The organism is Nostoc sp. JL34 (assembly GCF_017114945.1).
Classification (GTDB): domain Bacteria; phylum Cyanobacteriota; class Cyanobacteriia; order Cyanobacteriales; family Nostocaceae; genus Nostoc.
The window spans coordinates 1-15,704 of record NZ_JABXKQ010000094.1; the positions used below are offsets into that span (position 1 = coordinate 1).

Below are 15,704 nucleotides of genomic sequence, written 5' to 3' on the forward strand. Positions count from 1 at the left end.
TTGAATACCCCATTTTCAACCCTAAACTGTTTCAATGCACCTAATTTCTGTTGATTCTACTTGCTCGTCTAAAAGATATCAAATGGGTTCTATAGTTGCCAAAATACTAAGGAATCATCGCCACCTTAATTACCTGACGCGCTTTCATTTCACAAAACACCTGTTCTAAATCTTTTAATGGGCGCTGTTCACTAATAAGTAACTCAAAGGGTATTTTGCGACTAGCTATGAGTGCAAGCGCCGATCGCACATACTCTGGTGTATTATGAAACACGCCTTTGAGGGTAAGTTCGCTATAGTGTAGCTGTTCTGTATTGACGGTAATGCTAGTATCCCGTGGACATCCACCGAATAAGTTGACTGTTGCACCAGGACGGGCACAGGCGATCGCAGTTTCCCAAACACTTGGTACACCAGTGGCTTCAATTACTACATCTGCACCCCATCCTTGGGTAAGTTCTTTCACCACACTGGGAATATCTGGGATTTGATGATAATTAAAGGTTTGGGCTGCACCCAATTTCTGACCAATTTCTAGTCTGTGGTTATTACCTCCCCACAACAAAACTTCAGCTTTCCCACTCAACGCCGCCACAAACATCAACCCGATCGCCCCATCTCCCAAGACGACTACTTGATCTTTAGACTTAATATGAGAACGCGCTACACCATGTAGCACACAAGATAAGGGTTCCGTCATAGCTGCCAATTCCCACGGCAACTCATCGGGAATCTGCAACAAATTATGCTCTACTATCGGTGCAGGAATTTTCAGGTATTCGGCAAAAGTCCCATTATTCCAGGTCAAATTTGCACATAAGGAATATTCTTGACGTTGACAAAAAAAGCATTCCATGCATGGTGCAGAATTATTAGCGACGATACGATCGCCTACTTGCCAATTTGTCACCCCTGCACCTAAAGCAACAATTTGCCCAGCACCTTCATGACCAAACAGCGTTGGCGGTATCAGCATTTTGGCATGACCACCACGCCGCCAGACTTTCAAATCTGTACCACAAGTTGTTGCTACCCCCACCTGGATCACAACTTCGCCAGCCGCCGGAGTGGGGTCAGGAACTTGCTCTAGGCGTAAATCTTCTTGACCATGAAGTAACGCTGCTAACAAAACTTTAAACCTATCAATTAGCTCCATCCGATTTTACCAGTTGAAGTTAGTTGATAGGTCTAAACTAAATCAGGATTGATTTTTAGTAGGTTTTATTATTGATTGAAAAACTAGGTATTCACCGCTGGCTGGGGAACCACTCCGGTGTTCCGGGTTTCCACATTAGGCAGGCGAGTAGCAGTTAATAGCGGTACTTCTTGTCGACACGACAGGCAAAACCAATATAGTTCACCATGACGGGCATGACGCAGGAGGGAACCACCGCAGCATGGGCAATTGTTGGCTCTCGTACTCATACCAATGTCCTCCTTAAAAAAAATTGTTGTTTTAAGCTCAGTAAAAAAAGCAGTTGATTAAAACTGAATGTTAGCTGCATGAATGCGGCCATTCGATTCTATGCGGTCTTTAATAATTTGTCTGTAAATAGCTTCATATCCGTTAACCATTTGGCTAACACTAAAGTTATTTTTTACATGTTTTCGACAGGTTTGACGATTGAGTTCCAAAGCTGGTGGAATCATTGCCGCCATTTCTGCATAGCTTTTGCAGATAAAACCTGTTTGACCGTGGGCAATCACTTCAGGTACAGAACCTAAATTCATGGCAATCACTGGTGTACCAGTTGCCATTGATTCAATCATTACTAAGCCAAAAGGTTCTTGCCAGTTAATGGGGAAAAGAGTTATCGCAGCATTGCCCAGAAGTTCAGCTTTTTCGGCGTGGTTAATTTCGCCAAGATATTCGATTTGCTGACCATCTATGTGGGGGGCAATCTCTTGTTCAAAAAACTCAGAGTTTACTGCATCAACCTTTCCTGCCATCTTCAAGCGCCAACCACTCTGTTTAGCAATGGCGATCGCGTGTTGCGGGCCTTTATCTGGTGAAAAACGACCTAAAAATGCCAAATATGCAGGTTCTGACGGTCGGGCTACAAATGGGTAATCTGCTAACTCAATTCCGTTATAAACCGTGCCAATATAATTGAGATCGATTTGACGCTGTGAGTTACTAATGCTGACGTATGGTTGCTTTTGGTGGTAGCTAAATGCGTGACGGTTGTCTGTTGTAAAATTATTGTGCAGGGTATGCACTGTAGAAGTTGCTGTTATCAAACTCGCTAAAGGTAGTGCCGAAATCCCTACATGAGAATGGATAATATCGAATTGGGCAGCATCTTGGTAAACTTGGCTCAGTTCTAGCATTTCATACACTGCATACTCTTTAACATTTGGGTCTGAGCGCAATGCCCGCGGATAAACTGCTTCTAAATGAGCCAAAGTTTGAGAATCGCCAGAGGCAAATAAAGTTACCTCATGACCGCGACGAACAAGTTCATCAGTTAAGCGACTCACTACCAGTTCTATTCCTCCATAATTAGGAGGTGGAACCCTTTCCCATAAGGGGGCAACTTGAGCGATTTTCATAAGTTTTTTTGGTTCAGTCGATGAAACTGTCCTCAATAATGAGCTACACCATTATTTTATGAGGAAAGAGCATTTCTACTTACTCTTTTGATATTTAAATTAACCTAATAGACTACCAAAAGTGCAATAACGTTTAACCCTACCGCAAATTTTCTACCGACAAATCTAACCGACTATCAGGAAAAGTCAACCCTAAGCTACACTTCTAACCTATAGCTAATCTATTACTTGTTGCATCTGTCCTGGGGATCATAATGAGGTAGAATATTTTGTAGCATAACTTACAAAATTGAATATTTTGTAGCTGAGAATACTAAAAAACTCAATGGGATCAAGTCATTAAAGCTTCGTTTAAACGTAATTAGAAAATGGAACATAAATTATAAATATTAAGTAATTGTACAATAATTACATAATTTGTAATTAGTAATTTACAAAAACCCTGATAATTAACTAATGAAAATCGCTACTTGGAACGTCAACTCAATTCGCACTCGCCTTGAACAGGTTATCGATTGGTTAACCCTGAATCCTGTTGATGTTCTCTGCTTGCAAGAAACCAAAGTTATGGATGCCGAATTTCCGCGATCGCCTTTTGAGGAGTTAGGCTATAACATTTATATATCAGGACAAAAATCGTATAACGGCGTAGCCCTGATTAGCCGCCAGCCACTTTTAGATGTCAGTAGCGGATTTAGGGCGATTTTGCCAGATTTACACCACGAATGGGACGAGCAAAAGCGCCTGATTACAGGTGTAATTGATGGTATTCGGATTGTGAATTTATATGTTCCCAATGGTGCAGCAGTAGGAACAGAGAAATACGAATACAAAATGCGCTGGTTGACAGCGCTACACGAGTATTTGCGATTGCTGGTGTTGTCAGAATCTGCAATTTGTGTGTGCGGCGACTTCAACATCGCTCTGGAAGATAAGGATATTCACGAGCAAGTGAGTACAGAAAATCACATTATGGCAACAGAAGCAGAGCGCCAAGCCTTACGGGATATTCTGGAACTGGGATTTGCCGATGCTTTTCGCAAATTCACCACAGAAGGTGGAAATTATAGCTGGTGGGATTATCGCTCCGCTGCCTTTCGTCGGAACTTAGGTTGGCGGATTGACCATCACTATCTCACGCCTATTCTGTATGAGCGTGCTAAAAGTTGCATTATCGATGTCGCACCCAGAAAATTAACCCAACCCAGCGACCATACGCCGGTAATTGTGGAATTTTGAATTGGGGCATTGGGCATTAGGGAAGAGGTAGAGTGTAAATAAAAACTTGCTGCAACTTTTCCTATCCTCCTCTACTCCCTTATGCCCATGCTCAATACTTCTGCACGAGAGGGTGCGCCAACGGCAACTCTTGGAGACGCACTTGCGTTTGCTCAGTACAAATGCCCCATGCCCCATCAATCAATTTAAAGGCTTGTATATATCCTCAGAACTGGGATTGAGATAAGGACGCTGCAAATCTATTAAGTGTCGCGCAAAATGTTGGTCAATTGTTCTCATTCGTTCTTCCATTGCATTCTTACCTTTTTGCCAAGCTTCCAATAAAGCATTAGCAACAATTTGGCAACGGTTCATCCCAAAACTTTCTTGTGCGGCAAATTTTTGAGTTGGTTCTTCGGCTAAACCTAACCCTGGGGCTAAAAATTTTGTAAACAAGGGAATTTCAGGCTGGAAATGCGATTGATTTTCTATATAAACAGCCTGAAGAATTGTGCGGATTGCTGGATAGTCGGGGAGTTCAAAGTAGAGTAGCCCCGAATCATAGCGTCTGTATGCAGAAGGGTTGTGGAGAACCTGAAAGCTAAAGGGTATCAAGGCTGCGTTCAATTGCAGTGTCAAGCTTTTCATCAGAGCGATCGCACCTGATGCCGTAAAGTTAAAGTAGATTCGCCCTGCCCCTAAATCGGCATCGGGGTTGCTCTGCTGTTCCTGTCCGACATTGCTAACTGCCAAGTAACAGCCGTTTTGCAGTCGATTTTTAGGCATCCAGATTGCTACCATATCACCCACTTTGGTAGATTTCTTACTGGATTTTAAATGGCAATCTGGCTCAACATAAAGTGTCAAGCCGCCTTTAGTCACCGCCATAGTCCCATCAGGTTCTTTCCGCAACACCTGCCATCGCGGGTCAAAGTAACCTGTGCCATGATTACTGGTGTGCAGTTGCTCGTAAAATTCCCAATCAATCTCTAAAATGGAATTTTCTGTTAAATTACGTTTTGGCGGGTGATTAGTACTATCAATATTGACTGCCAAAGTACTTTGCAGGGAGCCATTGTAATAGATTCCATAGAGAAAATTTCGCAGCAGGAGAGTAAGATACTTCTGTTGTAAATCTACGGAATTTTGCTGAAATCTGTCGGCTATTTTAGTCGGCAGAGCAAAGGGTTGATAGTTGGGATGATAAATACAAAAATTTGACTCAATCTGGATATTCTTAGCAATGTCAAATAGAGAATTTAGCGGTTGATTGATAGAGTAATTTAGCATTAATCCATTCAGAACTTAAACTTTAAAATCAAAAATTATCAAGCTACTCTGGGCATAAAGACTCGGATATGTATAATAAGAGAATAAGCAGAACAATTCAAAGTGTCTAATTAAATTTTTAATTTGGTTTTTAAATTGTTCTGCTCCCTACTATTAACAACCACGCAGCCGAGTTTTTTCGTAATAAATGCGAAGTAACTGCTGCTCTTTTACAGGCTGAGGAAATTTATGGATTTTTGCGACAGGATTCAGGATTTCTGACTCTGATATCCCGAAAATGGTCATTACAGCTGGCTCCGGCATCGTCAGGAGACTTTTAGCTACTTGGAGGATACAAATTTCAGTATTATTAAAGTATTTTCGGCACGTAATCATATCCTGAATTTGATGAATCAGTGCCAGCCCCGCAAACTGGATAACGCGCAAAATAAAATCACTGCGGTATTCTAAAATCATGGGGAAAGCATTCACATAAGCTCTAATTAGGGCAATAATTGAAGGTTGTAAAATCTCTAACGGTGTCAATGCCAAATGTAGAGATTCTTCTAACTCAATGGTGGGGTCTACTACGAGGCTTTTGAGCCAAATTCCTAAGTAGCTTGCCAGTAAAGTTCCTAAATCAAAGGCTGGGTCTCCCCAAGAACAAGCTTCCCAGTCAATTAGTCGGACTAGGCAATTGTCTAGTTGCTCCCACCTGGAATGAACCAAAATGTTGTTCAATTTCAGGTCGTTATGAGTCAAACAGCAAGGATTCCAGCTATAGGCCAAATCTGCGATCGCAGATGACAAACTCTCGTACTGTTGATAGAGAAGATAGAATTTCAGTGCATCCGTGGGAACAGTCCCAAAAATCTCCGGCCCAATTGACCCTACCCCTTGCGCTGGATTGTAAAAGCCATAGCGAAACTCTCCTTGGGGAGCAGTTGCCATAAAATCCCGATATTCTCGGCGATTGTAAGTGGCGCGATGTAGTCCCGCCAAAGTAGTGCCGATGGCAGAGGCAATTTCTTGTGGAAAAATCTCATTGTTGTGGTACAATGTCGCAAGTTCCAGATATTCACTCAGGTAGTTGCGAACGAGAATAGAATTTTGTTCGTCAAAATGCACCACCAATGGTGCGATCGCTGAAGTATTACCTAGAACTGGAAACTGTTGGAGCAACTGGTGAAACAGCCACTCCTGAAACAATTCATGAGGCGCGGCGTCATTGTTGTTAACGTTACGTTCTTGTTTAAGGAGCAGTTTCCGATTATCTGCTAAAGTCACTAGTAACTTGAAATTGTTCTGACTACTTCCTGGCAACTCAGATTTGTCTGATGGGCCATCTTCTGAGCTACACAGACCCGCGTCTTGCAGATACTGGATAACGTTATGAGAAGACAGTGATAATACCATGTATTATTTCCTACTTCATTAAATTACTTAAACTTATCTGTGTCAAATTTGCTTGGCCTTAACAGTTTTTCAGTAGATAGTAACTAGTGCAAGAAGGCAGATGTGAATAACAATAAAGATTTGTACAATCTACTAATATCCCATATCTAGGATAAAAACCTGCCAAGATGGCACCAAGTTCTTTGCAATTCCTTTAAAATTTGCTCCCAGATACCATCACATCTTTACACTTTATCAGCATAGTTACTTAGATACATCTCAAGTAAGTTTTGTGGTAGAGCCTTTTGATGTGGCAAAGAAGCATCCCCAGCAAAAAACTGATTAGCGGCAGATGTTGTTTGATGTTCAGTAATCATCCTGAAAGCAGCGAAGAATTTCAGTAATCCTTCGCAGGACGAAGCATGACATTCAACGCTATTACTTTTATTTATCATCACAAAGCCAAAAAAACCGGACTTTTTAGGCAATTAGTAATTATTTTTTTGTTTAATTTTCATAATTGATGGCTGGAAATATTGTTATTGCGTTATTTTCGTCACCTATAAATTGTAGATGACTATAGGCGATCGCAAACAAAGCCTACATGAGCGCATCTTATGTAAGTGTACTTTTGTCAAGCTTGAAACAGGGTATTTTTCAAAGGCAAAGGTAACAACTCACAGTAATATAAATGTACTAATATAATTCAGAGCAGGGAAAGTTATGCCATACCAAAAAAACAGGAGGGTGGTTATTGCTTAGAGACTGATGCTACCTTAAAGCCACAATTTGATTCACCATCACCGCCAATGCCAGCATACCTAAAATCGTCATTAATCCCGCAGGCATAAACTTGCGTGTTTTCGCCAGTCGAAATGCAAAGAAGACTACTAAAATGACAGTAACTAACACTGCTAAAATCGAACCCCAGGTTTGCCCTTGGAGTTGAAAGTAAGCGGCAAGTATTAGTAATAAACCACTAATGCTACCACTTAGGAGTGAAACCCTACTTCTAGCCTGAATGTAGCCAATAATGCCACCAACAATAGCTAATATGCCGTAAGCAAAAGCAGCCACTATACTTAAATTCATTGTTAAAACCTATGTAGACTTTGACTTTATTGCCAGGGTCAGCAGACAATTTACCATAGCTATTTAGCTATACCACACAGTTGATTGATGGATAATCAAGCGATGCCAATGGCAAGTACTTCCTCATATACAAAAGTTCAATATCTCCAGCGCCAAGCAGCCTCACTTTTACTGTACCAATCTGTTCTCCAAGGTGAAGTGGGGATGGCATTTCTGGAACTGTTGCAAGCTATACGTTACACTGATGCCGATGCCCGCGGTTGTCTCCAAGCCTACGGCAGTTACTTCCACGCTTTGGCTGCTAGAAATGAAAACTGGGAAGACTATTTAATTACTCAACTTCTCTTCTCAAAGAATCCTTTTACAAGGCTGGCTGAAGTGCGAGAATTTGAAGATTTACCCCCAGCTTTAATAGCAGCAGTTCGGCATGATTTACAACTATTGCAAAGTCTCTATGAATGTAGTAGTGCTTCTTTGAGTGAGTGGATACAAGGCGTTGCTCACATGCCCATTTCACCAGTAGTGTGGTATAAAGAGCAAGAATTGGTAGGAGTACAGACAAAGTTCGCTACATATCTACAAGAGTTAGATAATTGGGGTGATGCTGTAGAAGAGTTAGCAGCTTATTATCGGCAATGTGGCTCTGGTTTATTTGCAGAATATCGCGCTTTACGCTGGCAATCTGGCCAGTTTATCGGTATCCGGTATTCTGACCCAATTAAGCTGAGTGCGCTTGTCGGTTACGAGTCTCAAAAAGATGCTTTGCTAAAAAATACAGAGTTTTTATTATCAGGAGAGAGGGCGCTGCATGTATTACTTTACGGTAGTCGCGGTTCTGGCAAATCTTCTTTGGTGAAATCTTTGTTGAATGAATATAGCAATCGCAGCCTCCGCTTGTTGGAAGTAGCAAAATTTGATTTAAAAGACTTACCAGAAATTGTGGAACATTTACGGAATGTGTCACAAAAATTTATCATCTTTGTCGATGACCTTTCATTTGAAGAAGATGATGATGCCTTTAAATCCCTCAAGGTAGTTTTAGAAGGTAATTTAACCGCGCGGCCTCAAAATGTAGTTGTGTACGCTACTTCCAATCGCCGCCACTTGATTCGGGAGTTTTTTGTGGATAGACCTACCCCTAAGGATAACGAGGAAATCCATGCTTGGGATACGATGCAGGAGAAGCTTTCGTTTAGCGATCGCTTTGGTTTAACCTTGACCTTTGAACCAGCCAATCAGAAAACTTATTTAAAAATTGTACAACATCTAGCCGCACAAGCTGAAATTAATATTACCCAAGAAGATTTGGAATTTCAAGCATTACAATGGGCAACTCGCCATAATGGTCGTTCTGGACGCACAGCACGGCAGTTTATTGATTTTTTAAAAGCAGACTTAACACTTCTTCATGCAAATAACAATACCTCCAACACCTAGCATTAAAATTAATTCATTGATGATTGCGCTTTTTTGCTATTTACACAACAATGTTATGCACCAGTAACTATAACTGGATATTGGAGAGTGACTATGATACCAAGCTTGAGAAGAATATCTTATTTTGCCAAAGACTATAACAGATTGGAACCCTTTTATAGGAAGTATTATTATCTGTGTGTTCTAACTAAACATGTCGAATTACGAATTACGAATTAAAAATTATTATGAGAGCTACTTATTCTGATAATTTAAATCCGCTAAAAACCAGCAATATGCAATCAGTAACGATCAGCAATCGATTTATACTAGTGATAATTGCCTTTAGTGTGAGTTTTGGTCTTAGCCTTGTCCCAAGCTGGGATTTTAATAAAGCCTTTCTCACAGGTTTAATTACTGGCGTTACTATCTATGCAGCAGCATTATTCGTAGATAAACGACGCAGAAATTATGAAATGTTTGTTTTAGGTTCTCTCCGCAAGCGAATTAAAGATATGGAGGGATTAAAGGCTCGTGTTGTCAGAGAAATAAATCAAATTGAAGAACATCATAATTTATTATATGCTGAGTCACAACAACTGCAAAATCAAGTCACAGAAAGCCGTAACCAAAGGGATAGTCTACATCGAGAGCTAAGAACATTTGCGGGACAAAAAAAGCAGTTAGAAACGGAAATCAGTAGCCTGCATACTGAAATCAATAATTTGCAGAAAAATCAAATAGAATTGAACAATGCTTTTTCTGTACTCACAGCAGAGAAGCGTCGTTTGGAGTCTAACTGTAATGTATCTCGCGCTGAAATCACCCAATTGCAAAGTCAAATTTCCGAACTTCAACAGGAAAAACAAGAAGTTGAAAGCAACTTAACTCTTTTAGGCAGACTAAAACCCCAATTAGAAGAAAAATTATACGAACTGCGAATTACAATTCAAGAGCTAGAAGTTGAGACAACCCAAAAAAATCAATTACTTGTAGCGACAAAAACCGAAAGAGAAAATATCCAAGCTATCTTGAATTCTTCACAAACCCAACTAGCAGAACAAAAAGCAGAATTACAGCAGTTACAGGGGCAAGTTTCGTTATTACAAGAAGAACGAGACTCATTGCAAAATCAAGTATGGGAATTACTCCAACAAGTAGAAACATTCAATCCAGAGCCTTTGTCGGATAATTCCCAAGAAGATGATATTGAATTATTTCCATTTTCGGAAATAATTGAATCTTCAGATGTCATTGATAATTCGGAAGTTGAGACATCGGAAAATATCCCTGAAGAATGGAATAGTTTTCTAGGAAATCTCCCAGGACATGAGTTACAAGTATTAAAAGCTATAGTTGAACAAGATAATCCCAATAGTGCGATTAAAAAAATTGCTGAAGCAAATATCACTATGCCGAATCTCTTAATCGATTCTATAAATGAACGGGCAAATGATACTATTGGTGAATTAATCATTAATTCTGATTCGGAAAGCCCAAAAGTTTATCAGGAGCATATAATAGATGTCAAAAAAATGATTGCGATGTATGAAGGTCTCATGGCTAGACACGCTTCCTCAAATTAAATTATTATTGCCGTCATCATATTAGTAGTAATGTGAATATGTACCATATTTACTACGTGTTTCTGCGTTTATAATCAAGTAAAGTGTAAGACATGGCAAAGCTCAAAATCTCGAAGAAAATATCCACTGCTTTAATCAATTCCCTTGGTGCGGGGGTAGTACCAAGAGTGGGAGTTGAATATATCGCAGTAGGTCGAGAAAAAGAACTAAAAAGCCTATTACAAAATCTCGATGATATTGCAGAAGGTGTAGCAGCATTTCGCTTTATAATTGGTAACTACGGTTCCGGGAAAAGTTTTTTATTACAACTAATTCGCAACCGTGCGATGGAGCAAGGTTTTGTAGTAGCCGATGCTGATTTATCCCCAGAACGCCGATTAGCTGGAAGCAATAATGAAGGTGTCGCGACTTATCGAGAATTAATGAGTCACCTAGCTACAAAAACTCGTCCTGATGGTGGAGCTTTAGTCTCTATTTTAGAAGGATGGATTAATAAAATTCAACAACAAGTGGTTAAAGAAACTGAAATGCGTCCGAATGACGATGGTTTTGATGACCAAGTTGAATCAAAAATTAGAGAAGTAGTTCAGTATATTGAAGATTTAGTTCACGGTTTTGATTTTGGTAGCGTGATTATCGCTTATTGGCGCGGCTACCGAATGGATGATGATGATTTAAAAAATGCGGCAATGCGCTGGTTGCGGGGAGAATTTACTACTAAACTTGAGGCGAAAGCAGCTTTAGGGGTACGGGTAATTATTGATGATGATAGTTGGTATGACTATATAAAACTGTTTGCGAAGTTTGTAGCTGAAATTGGCTATAAAGGACTGTTAATTTTAGTTGATGAAGCGGTACATTTATATCAAATATCTACTACAGTCACACGAGAAAAGAATTATAATCGACTTCTGGCAATGTTTAACGACACCATGCAATGCAAAGCTGAACATCTTGGCATTATCGTTGGTGGAACAACTAAATTTTTAGAAGACCCCAAACGGGGACTTTTTGCAGACCAAGCTTGGCAAAGACGCACAAAAGAAAGCCGTTTTGTTGCCCAAGCTAATGTTCAGGAATATATAGGGCCAGTGATTCGGTTGAACCCGTTGAGTGAAGCAGAAATTTTGACGCTTTTGCAACGTTTAGCTGAGATTCATGCACTCAATTTTGGGTATGAACAGACTTTGACAAATCGTGAATTGAAGGAGTTTGTGCGAGAAATTATTAATCGCTTGGGTGCAGAAGCATTACTGACACCAGGGGAAATTGTGCGAGATTTTATGAGTGTGCTGAATATTCTTCACCAAAATCCAGGAATTGCGTTTGCTGAATTAATTCATGGCTCCAAATTTAAACCTACTGCTATGGGTAAGGATGCAGATGTGGATGAGGATGGCGCAGCCGAATTTAGTTTGTAATTAATAATGAAGACACTGAACTAGAAGAATAAGCAGATTGAAAAACCTTCTTTAGAATATTATTTAAATCTTCAGTTTTATGTGACACTTTGCAAAGTTGGTAAGTTCTTCCACATTTAAATTGAGAGGGTTAACATGATTAAACTTTAGCAACTCGATGATACTTTGCTGATAACTCTGTTGACTCATATCATGTCCGCCTAATTAGTTATAATTCCCGCATCTGTGCAAAAACCAGGAAACCCTCTTTCCCCCTGCCCCCTGCTCCCCTGCCGTGTTAATGATAAGTCTTGAACCGGACACGATATCATATCATCATCTGTGTGATGCCATTTAAAATACGAATGAATAAACCTCTGACAAAAGTCGAAATCTCTCATTAAATTCATCTGTTTTTAGGATTGGTTAAAATAGCTTTTGGTTGATTAGCATTAAATAGAGAAGCAGACAACAGAATAATCGGCTTGTTTGTTTTGTTTTCTCCATAATGAACCATTCCGGCAGATTCAACTAAAGAATCTCCAACTGTAAGCTGTATAGTTTTTCCTTTTTGAAGAATCAATTCTGTGCCGTTAGCTTTCGTTACTTTAGCTTCTCCTTCCACAACAGTGTAAGTTAAACTTCCCGCCTCTACTCGTTCAATCTGCATTCCCGGATGAGTATGAGTAGGGAGTTTTGCTCTTGGTGCGATGGTATAGCGTACAAGCTCAAGAATCTGCTTTTTATCTTGAGTAGGATAACCACTCGCTAGAACTTCACGGGTAACAGATTGAGTGTAAGTATTGGGTGAGGAGATTTCTTGGCTTTTAACAACTACACTGCCAAAAGCTAGGATAGCTAAAGGGAGAATCAGAGACAGTTTTCTCATATTAAAAGTTTTTTGTTTGGGCATAAAAAATAAAATGCGTTTTCCCTGAAGATTAAACTGACTGCGTTGTTTACTGCCGCAGGCGTTGCAATGACTCAAATTGCTGCCAACAAAGGTACAATGCACGCGGTACGTGAAAACATCCTTTCCATTTGCCACCTTTGAGGTTCAACAATACTTCTCCACGCCGATTCAGATAGCCAAACCATTCACCATACTCGGAATCAGCAAAGTGTGACCAAGCGTAATCGTGCATCTTTTGATACCATTCCCAACACACCTCGCGCCCTGTCAGGCGATAGCCCATCGCTAATGCAACCAATGATTCTAGATGAACCCACCACAGCTTTTGATCCCATTCCAATTGTTGTGGGGGATGACCGGCTGCATCCATAAAATAATACAAGCCGCCGGACTCGTTATCCCAAGCAAAATTCAGAATATTTAGCACCACATCAACGGCTTGGTTAATAGTTTTGGTATCGTTTTGGCGACGGGCGATGTCCATGATGAACCACATAGCTTCGATACCGTGACCTGGATTAATTAGCCGTCCCTCAAAACAATCGATGTGGGAACCGTCAGGCGCAACGTTTTCGTACATTAGTCCCTGTTCTTGGTCGAGAAAATCGGTCATCACTTCGCGGACTGTCTCAGCTAGGACATTCTCTAGTGTTTCCTTTGGTAGCAACCATTCCATTTCTAGAGTCAGGTTGGCTAAAATCATTGGTACAGCCAATGATTTCATCGGGCGTGTGCCGGGATAGGTTTTATTATATTTGCCCTTGGGGTTATCTTGGCGGCGTAATACGTTGTTGTAAGCCTGCATTGCTACATCCTTTGCCCATTCTTCACCACCAGCGAGTGCATATTGACTAAATGCCATTGCCGCAAAGCAATCAGAAAAGATATTGTAAGGGTGAACCAATGGTTTCCCTTCACGGGTGAGGGCAAAGTACCAGTTACCATCGCTATCTCTACCATGTTGGGCGAGAAAATTAGCGCCGTTGCTGGCAATTTTCAGCCAATTTTCGCGTTTTTCTAGCTGGTTGTAAAGCATCGAAAAAGTCCACACCTGGCGGTTTTGCAGCCAGATGAATTTGTCTGTATCATAAATTTTGCCTTCGCGATCGAGGCAGGTGAAATAGCCGCCTTGCTGCCAATCAAGAGAATATTTTTCCCAAAAGGGGAGTACGTCGTTGAGGAGGGCGTTTTTGTAAAGTTCAGCGTAGGCGTAGCCCGCCGGAGGCATCGCTTGAAAGTCCTTCTCCATAAATTTGCTCCCCTTTTATACCAAAACCAACAGTTTAACAGTTATCATATTTTGACTCGAACATGGAGCCTAGGCGTAGCCCGTCGTAGACATCGCGTCTGTCTTTTACAAGATTTAGTCAGCAGCAGGTATACTTCTATCTTGTATCTTGCACCATTCTCAATAACTGTAGGTTAGTTTTTTAGATATGAGGTTGTTATGAGTCAGATTGAACGAGTTGCGATCGTTGGAGGAAACCACGGTAATGAGTTAACAGGAGTACATTTAGTCAAAAAGTTTCAGCAATATCCTAATTTAATTAACAGGGCAAGTTTTGAAACTCTGGCATTGCTTGGTAATCTCAAAGCTATTGAAGAAGGCAAAAGATACATTGAAAAAGATTTAAATCGTTGTTTCACTAATCAAGGCTTACAAAATCCCCAACTTTCAAGTTATGAAGATACGCGGGCAAAAGCAATTCAACAGATATTGCAACCGCAAAATCAGCCCTTTGTAGATGTAATTATTGATTTGCACAGCACAACTGCCAATATGGGGTTAACTCTGATTTTTTGTGATATGCATCCTTTATTACTTCGCTTAGGCGCTTATTTAAGTTCTATTAATCCTTTAGTGAAAGTCTGTATTAATCAGGAATCCAAAGAAAATGGTTTTCTCCGTTCTTTGTCTGAATTGGGTTTTGTTATAGAAGTTGGGGCTGTGGCTCAGAATGTTTTAAACGCCGAATTATTTCAGGAAACAGAACAGCTTCTTTATGCAGTTTTAGATTATTTTGAAGGGTGCAACCAGGGGAATATTCCGCAGACAAGCAGCCAGCTTACACTTTATAAATACATTGGAACTGTCGACTATCCTAGAAGCGATGCCTACGGTGAGCTGCGCCTACGCGGGGAAATTCAAGCCATGATTCACCCTCAGCTTCAGTTTAGAGATTATGAACCTTTGCATCCCGGCGATCCAATGTTTCTGACTTTTGAAGGAAAAGATATTTTCTATGAGGGAGAGTCTACTGTTTATCCTATTTTTATTAATGAAGCAGCTTACTACGAGAAAGGAATTGCGATGTATCTAAGTCAAAAATACCAAGAGGTAGTTTAATTTATTCGTCCTTCTAACCAAGCTTGTAATATCATGTTCGGGTAAAGACTTATCATTTAGACCGCAGGGGTGCAGGGGGCAGGGAGCAGGGAGAAAGAGGTTTTCCTGACTTTTGCACGGATGCGGTAATCATAAAAGTAATTAACCGGACTTGATATAAATCAGTCAAACTGGTGAAATCTAACAGTGCTTCACTCAAATCTGCGAGAACAGGCAAAGATAAACCAGAAAAGGAGGATCGCATTTCCTCAGACAGTTTTCCAAGCCGCTTAGTTAATTGTCGAGAAATAGCATTAGCCATCGCTTCTCGTCCTTCTTCCTTGATTTCTCGATAAACTCTCGTTTGCTGTAGTGTTATTCCTAGCATAGACTCTACCTCCGCTTGGCTCAATTGTTCAAATACATATAGCAATCCTGAATCATATTATGTCCGCTAAATCACTTACGATATGTCATTGCGATCGCAACGAAGTGAAGCGAAGCAATCACAAAGGTTTTGGGATTGCTTCACGACG

At 40.4% G+C, this 15,704-nt stretch carries 14 protein-coding genes and 1 pseudogene; 5 read left to right on the forward strand and 10 right to left on the reverse strand.

All coding sequences use genetic code 11. The features are described 5' to 3' along the window. Positions 1-106: 106 nt before the first annotated feature. From HWQ44_RS17470 to HWQ44_RS17480, 3 genes are all read right to left on the reverse strand, one after another. Positions 107-1,129, reverse strand: coding sequence for an alcohol dehydrogenase catalytic domain-containing protein (locus tag HWQ44_RS17470; protein WP_292721051.1), 1,023 nt, complete (start codon positions 1,127-1,129; stop codon positions 107-109). A gap of 110 nt (positions 1,130-1,239) precedes the next feature. Further along, the gene (locus HWQ44_RS17475) at positions 1,240-1,425 is read right to left on the reverse strand and encodes a hypothetical protein (protein WP_292720921.1); all 186 of its coding nucleotides are present in this window, start codon (positions 1,423-1,425) and stop codon (positions 1,240-1,242) included. Between the two features lie 57 nt (positions 1,426-1,482). Beyond that, positions 1,483-2,553: a glycosyltransferase family 4 protein gene (locus tag HWQ44_RS17480; protein WP_292720923.1), complete on the reverse strand. Its 1,071-nt coding sequence runs from the start codon at positions 2,551-2,553 to the stop codon at positions 1,483-1,485. A gap of 456 nt (positions 2,554-3,009) precedes the next feature. Between HWQ44_RS17480 and xth the strand changes: the two genes are divergently transcribed. Then, complete coding sequence (gene xth, locus HWQ44_RS17485) at positions 3,010-3,792, forward strand: exodeoxyribonuclease III (protein WP_292720925.1); 783 nt, start codon at positions 3,010-3,012, stop codon at positions 3,790-3,792. Positions 3,793-3,972: 180 nt separating this feature from the next. Here the strand turns inward: xth and HWQ44_RS17490 are convergent, their stop codons facing one another. The 4 genes from HWQ44_RS17490 to HWQ44_RS17505 form a co-directional block, all read right to left on the reverse strand. Then, positions 3,973-5,061 carry a T3SS effector HopA1 family protein gene (locus HWQ44_RS17490; protein ID WP_292720928.1) on the reverse strand — a complete coding sequence of 363 codons (1,089 nt, stop codon included), beginning with the start codon at positions 5,059-5,061 and terminating at the stop codon, positions 3,973-3,975. Positions 5,062-5,214: 153 nt separating this feature from the next. Continuing rightward, positions 5,215-6,456: an aminoglycoside phosphotransferase family protein gene (locus HWQ44_RS17495; protein ID WP_292720932.1), complete on the reverse strand. Its 1,242-nt coding sequence runs from the start codon at positions 6,454-6,456 to the stop codon at positions 5,215-5,217. Positions 6,457-6,680: 224 nt separating this feature from the next. Further along, complete coding sequence (locus HWQ44_RS17500; RefSeq protein ID WP_292720934.1) at positions 6,681-6,812, reverse strand: hypothetical protein; 132 nt, start codon at positions 6,810-6,812, stop codon at positions 6,681-6,683. A 394-nt stretch (positions 6,813-7,206) separates the two neighbouring features. Then, complete coding sequence (locus tag HWQ44_RS17505) at positions 7,207-7,527, reverse strand: TMEM14 family protein (RefSeq protein WP_292720937.1); 321 nt, start codon at positions 7,525-7,527, stop codon at positions 7,207-7,209. An 87-nt stretch (positions 7,528-7,614) separates the two neighbouring features. Between HWQ44_RS17505 and HWQ44_RS17510 the strand changes: the two genes are divergently transcribed. From HWQ44_RS17510 to HWQ44_RS17520, 3 genes are all read left to right on the forward strand, one after another. After that, positions 7,615-8,964: an ATP-binding protein gene (locus tag HWQ44_RS17510; protein WP_292720940.1), complete on the forward strand. Its 1,350-nt coding sequence runs from the start codon at positions 7,615-7,617 to the stop codon at positions 8,962-8,964. Between the two features lie 227 nt (positions 8,965-9,191). Next, the gene (locus tag HWQ44_RS17515) at positions 9,192-10,529 is read left to right on the forward strand and encodes a tellurite resistance TerB C-terminal domain-containing protein (RefSeq protein ID WP_292720942.1); all 1,338 of its coding nucleotides are present in this window, start codon (positions 9,192-9,194) and stop codon (positions 10,527-10,529) included. 92 nt (positions 10,530-10,621) lie between these two features. Continuing rightward, a complete protein-coding gene (locus tag HWQ44_RS17520) occupies positions 10,622-11,950 on the forward strand; it encodes an ATP-binding protein (RefSeq protein ID WP_292720944.1) in 1,329 nt (442 codons plus the stop codon). A 385-nt stretch (positions 11,951-12,335) separates the two neighbouring features. Here the strand turns inward: HWQ44_RS17520 and HWQ44_RS17525 are convergent, their stop codons facing one another. Further along, positions 12,336-12,818, reverse strand: a complete 483-nt coding sequence (locus tag HWQ44_RS17525) for a cupin domain-containing protein (RefSeq protein WP_292720946.1) — start codon at positions 12,816-12,818, stop codon at positions 12,336-12,338. A gap of 70 nt (positions 12,819-12,888) precedes the next feature. Then, positions 12,889-14,091, reverse strand: a complete 1,203-nt coding sequence (locus HWQ44_RS17530; RefSeq protein WP_292720947.1) for an AGE family epimerase/isomerase — start codon at positions 14,089-14,091, stop codon at positions 12,889-12,891. 198 nt (positions 14,092-14,289) lie between these two features. Here HWQ44_RS17530 and HWQ44_RS17535 point away from each other — a divergent pair, with 198 nt between their 5' ends. After that, positions 14,290-15,189: an aspartoacylase gene (locus tag HWQ44_RS17535; RefSeq protein WP_292720949.1), complete on the forward strand. Its 900-nt coding sequence runs from the start codon at positions 14,290-14,292 to the stop codon at positions 15,187-15,189. A 157-nt stretch (positions 15,190-15,346) separates the two neighbouring features. Here HWQ44_RS17535 and HWQ44_RS17540 read toward each other — a convergent pair. Beyond that, a pseudogene (locus HWQ44_RS17540) lies at positions 15,347-15,607 on the reverse strand (DUF4351 domain-containing protein); the annotation flags it as partial. Positions 15,608-15,704: the final 97 nt, after the last annotated feature.

What these genes read in the sequence shown, in the direction of transcription:
- HWQ44_RS17475 (WP_292720921.1), bottom strand. Translation starts at nt 1,425, where the DNA reads ATGAGTACGAGAGCCAACAATTGCCCATGCTGCGGTGGTTCCCTCCTG.
- HWQ44_RS17480 (WP_292720923.1), bottom strand. Translation starts at nt 2,553, where the DNA reads ATGAAAATCGCTCAAGTTGCCCCCTTATGGGAAAGGGTTCCACCTCCT.
- xth (WP_292720925.1), top strand. Translation starts at nt 3,010, where the DNA reads ATGAAAATCGCTACTTGGAACGTCAACTCAATTCGCACTCGCCTTGAA.
- HWQ44_RS17490 (WP_292720928.1), bottom strand. Translation starts at nt 5,061, where the DNA reads ATGCTAAATTACTCTATCAATCAACCGCTAAATTCTCTATTTGACATT.
- HWQ44_RS17495 (WP_292720932.1), bottom strand. Translation starts at nt 6,456, where the DNA reads ATGGTATTATCACTGTCTTCTCATAACGTTATCCAGTATCTGCAAGAC.
- HWQ44_RS17500 (WP_292720934.1), bottom strand. Translation starts at nt 6,812, where the DNA reads ATGATTACTGAACATCAAACAACATCTGCCGCTAATCAGTTTTTTGCT.
- HWQ44_RS17505 (WP_292720937.1), bottom strand. Translation starts at nt 7,527, where the DNA reads ATGAATTTAAGTATAGTGGCTGCTTTTGCTTACGGCATATTAGCTATT.
- HWQ44_RS17510 (WP_292720940.1), top strand. Translation starts at nt 7,615, where the DNA reads ATGGATAATCAAGCGATGCCAATGGCAAGTACTTCCTCATATACAAAA.
- HWQ44_RS17515 (WP_292720942.1), top strand. Translation starts at nt 9,192, where the DNA reads ATGAGAGCTACTTATTCTGATAATTTAAATCCGCTAAAAACCAGCAAT.
- HWQ44_RS17520 (WP_292720944.1), top strand. Translation starts at nt 10,622, where the DNA reads ATGGCAAAGCTCAAAATCTCGAAGAAAATATCCACTGCTTTAATCAAT.
- HWQ44_RS17525 (WP_292720946.1), bottom strand. Translation starts at nt 12,818, where the DNA reads ATGAGAAAACTGTCTCTGATTCTCCCTTTAGCTATCCTAGCTTTTGGC.
- HWQ44_RS17530 (WP_292720947.1), bottom strand. Translation starts at nt 14,091, where the DNA reads ATGGAGAAGGACTTTCAAGCGATGCCTCCGGCGGGCTACGCCTACGCT.
- HWQ44_RS17535 (WP_292720949.1), top strand. Translation starts at nt 14,290, where the DNA reads ATGAGTCAGATTGAACGAGTTGCGATCGTTGGAGGAAACCACGGTAAT.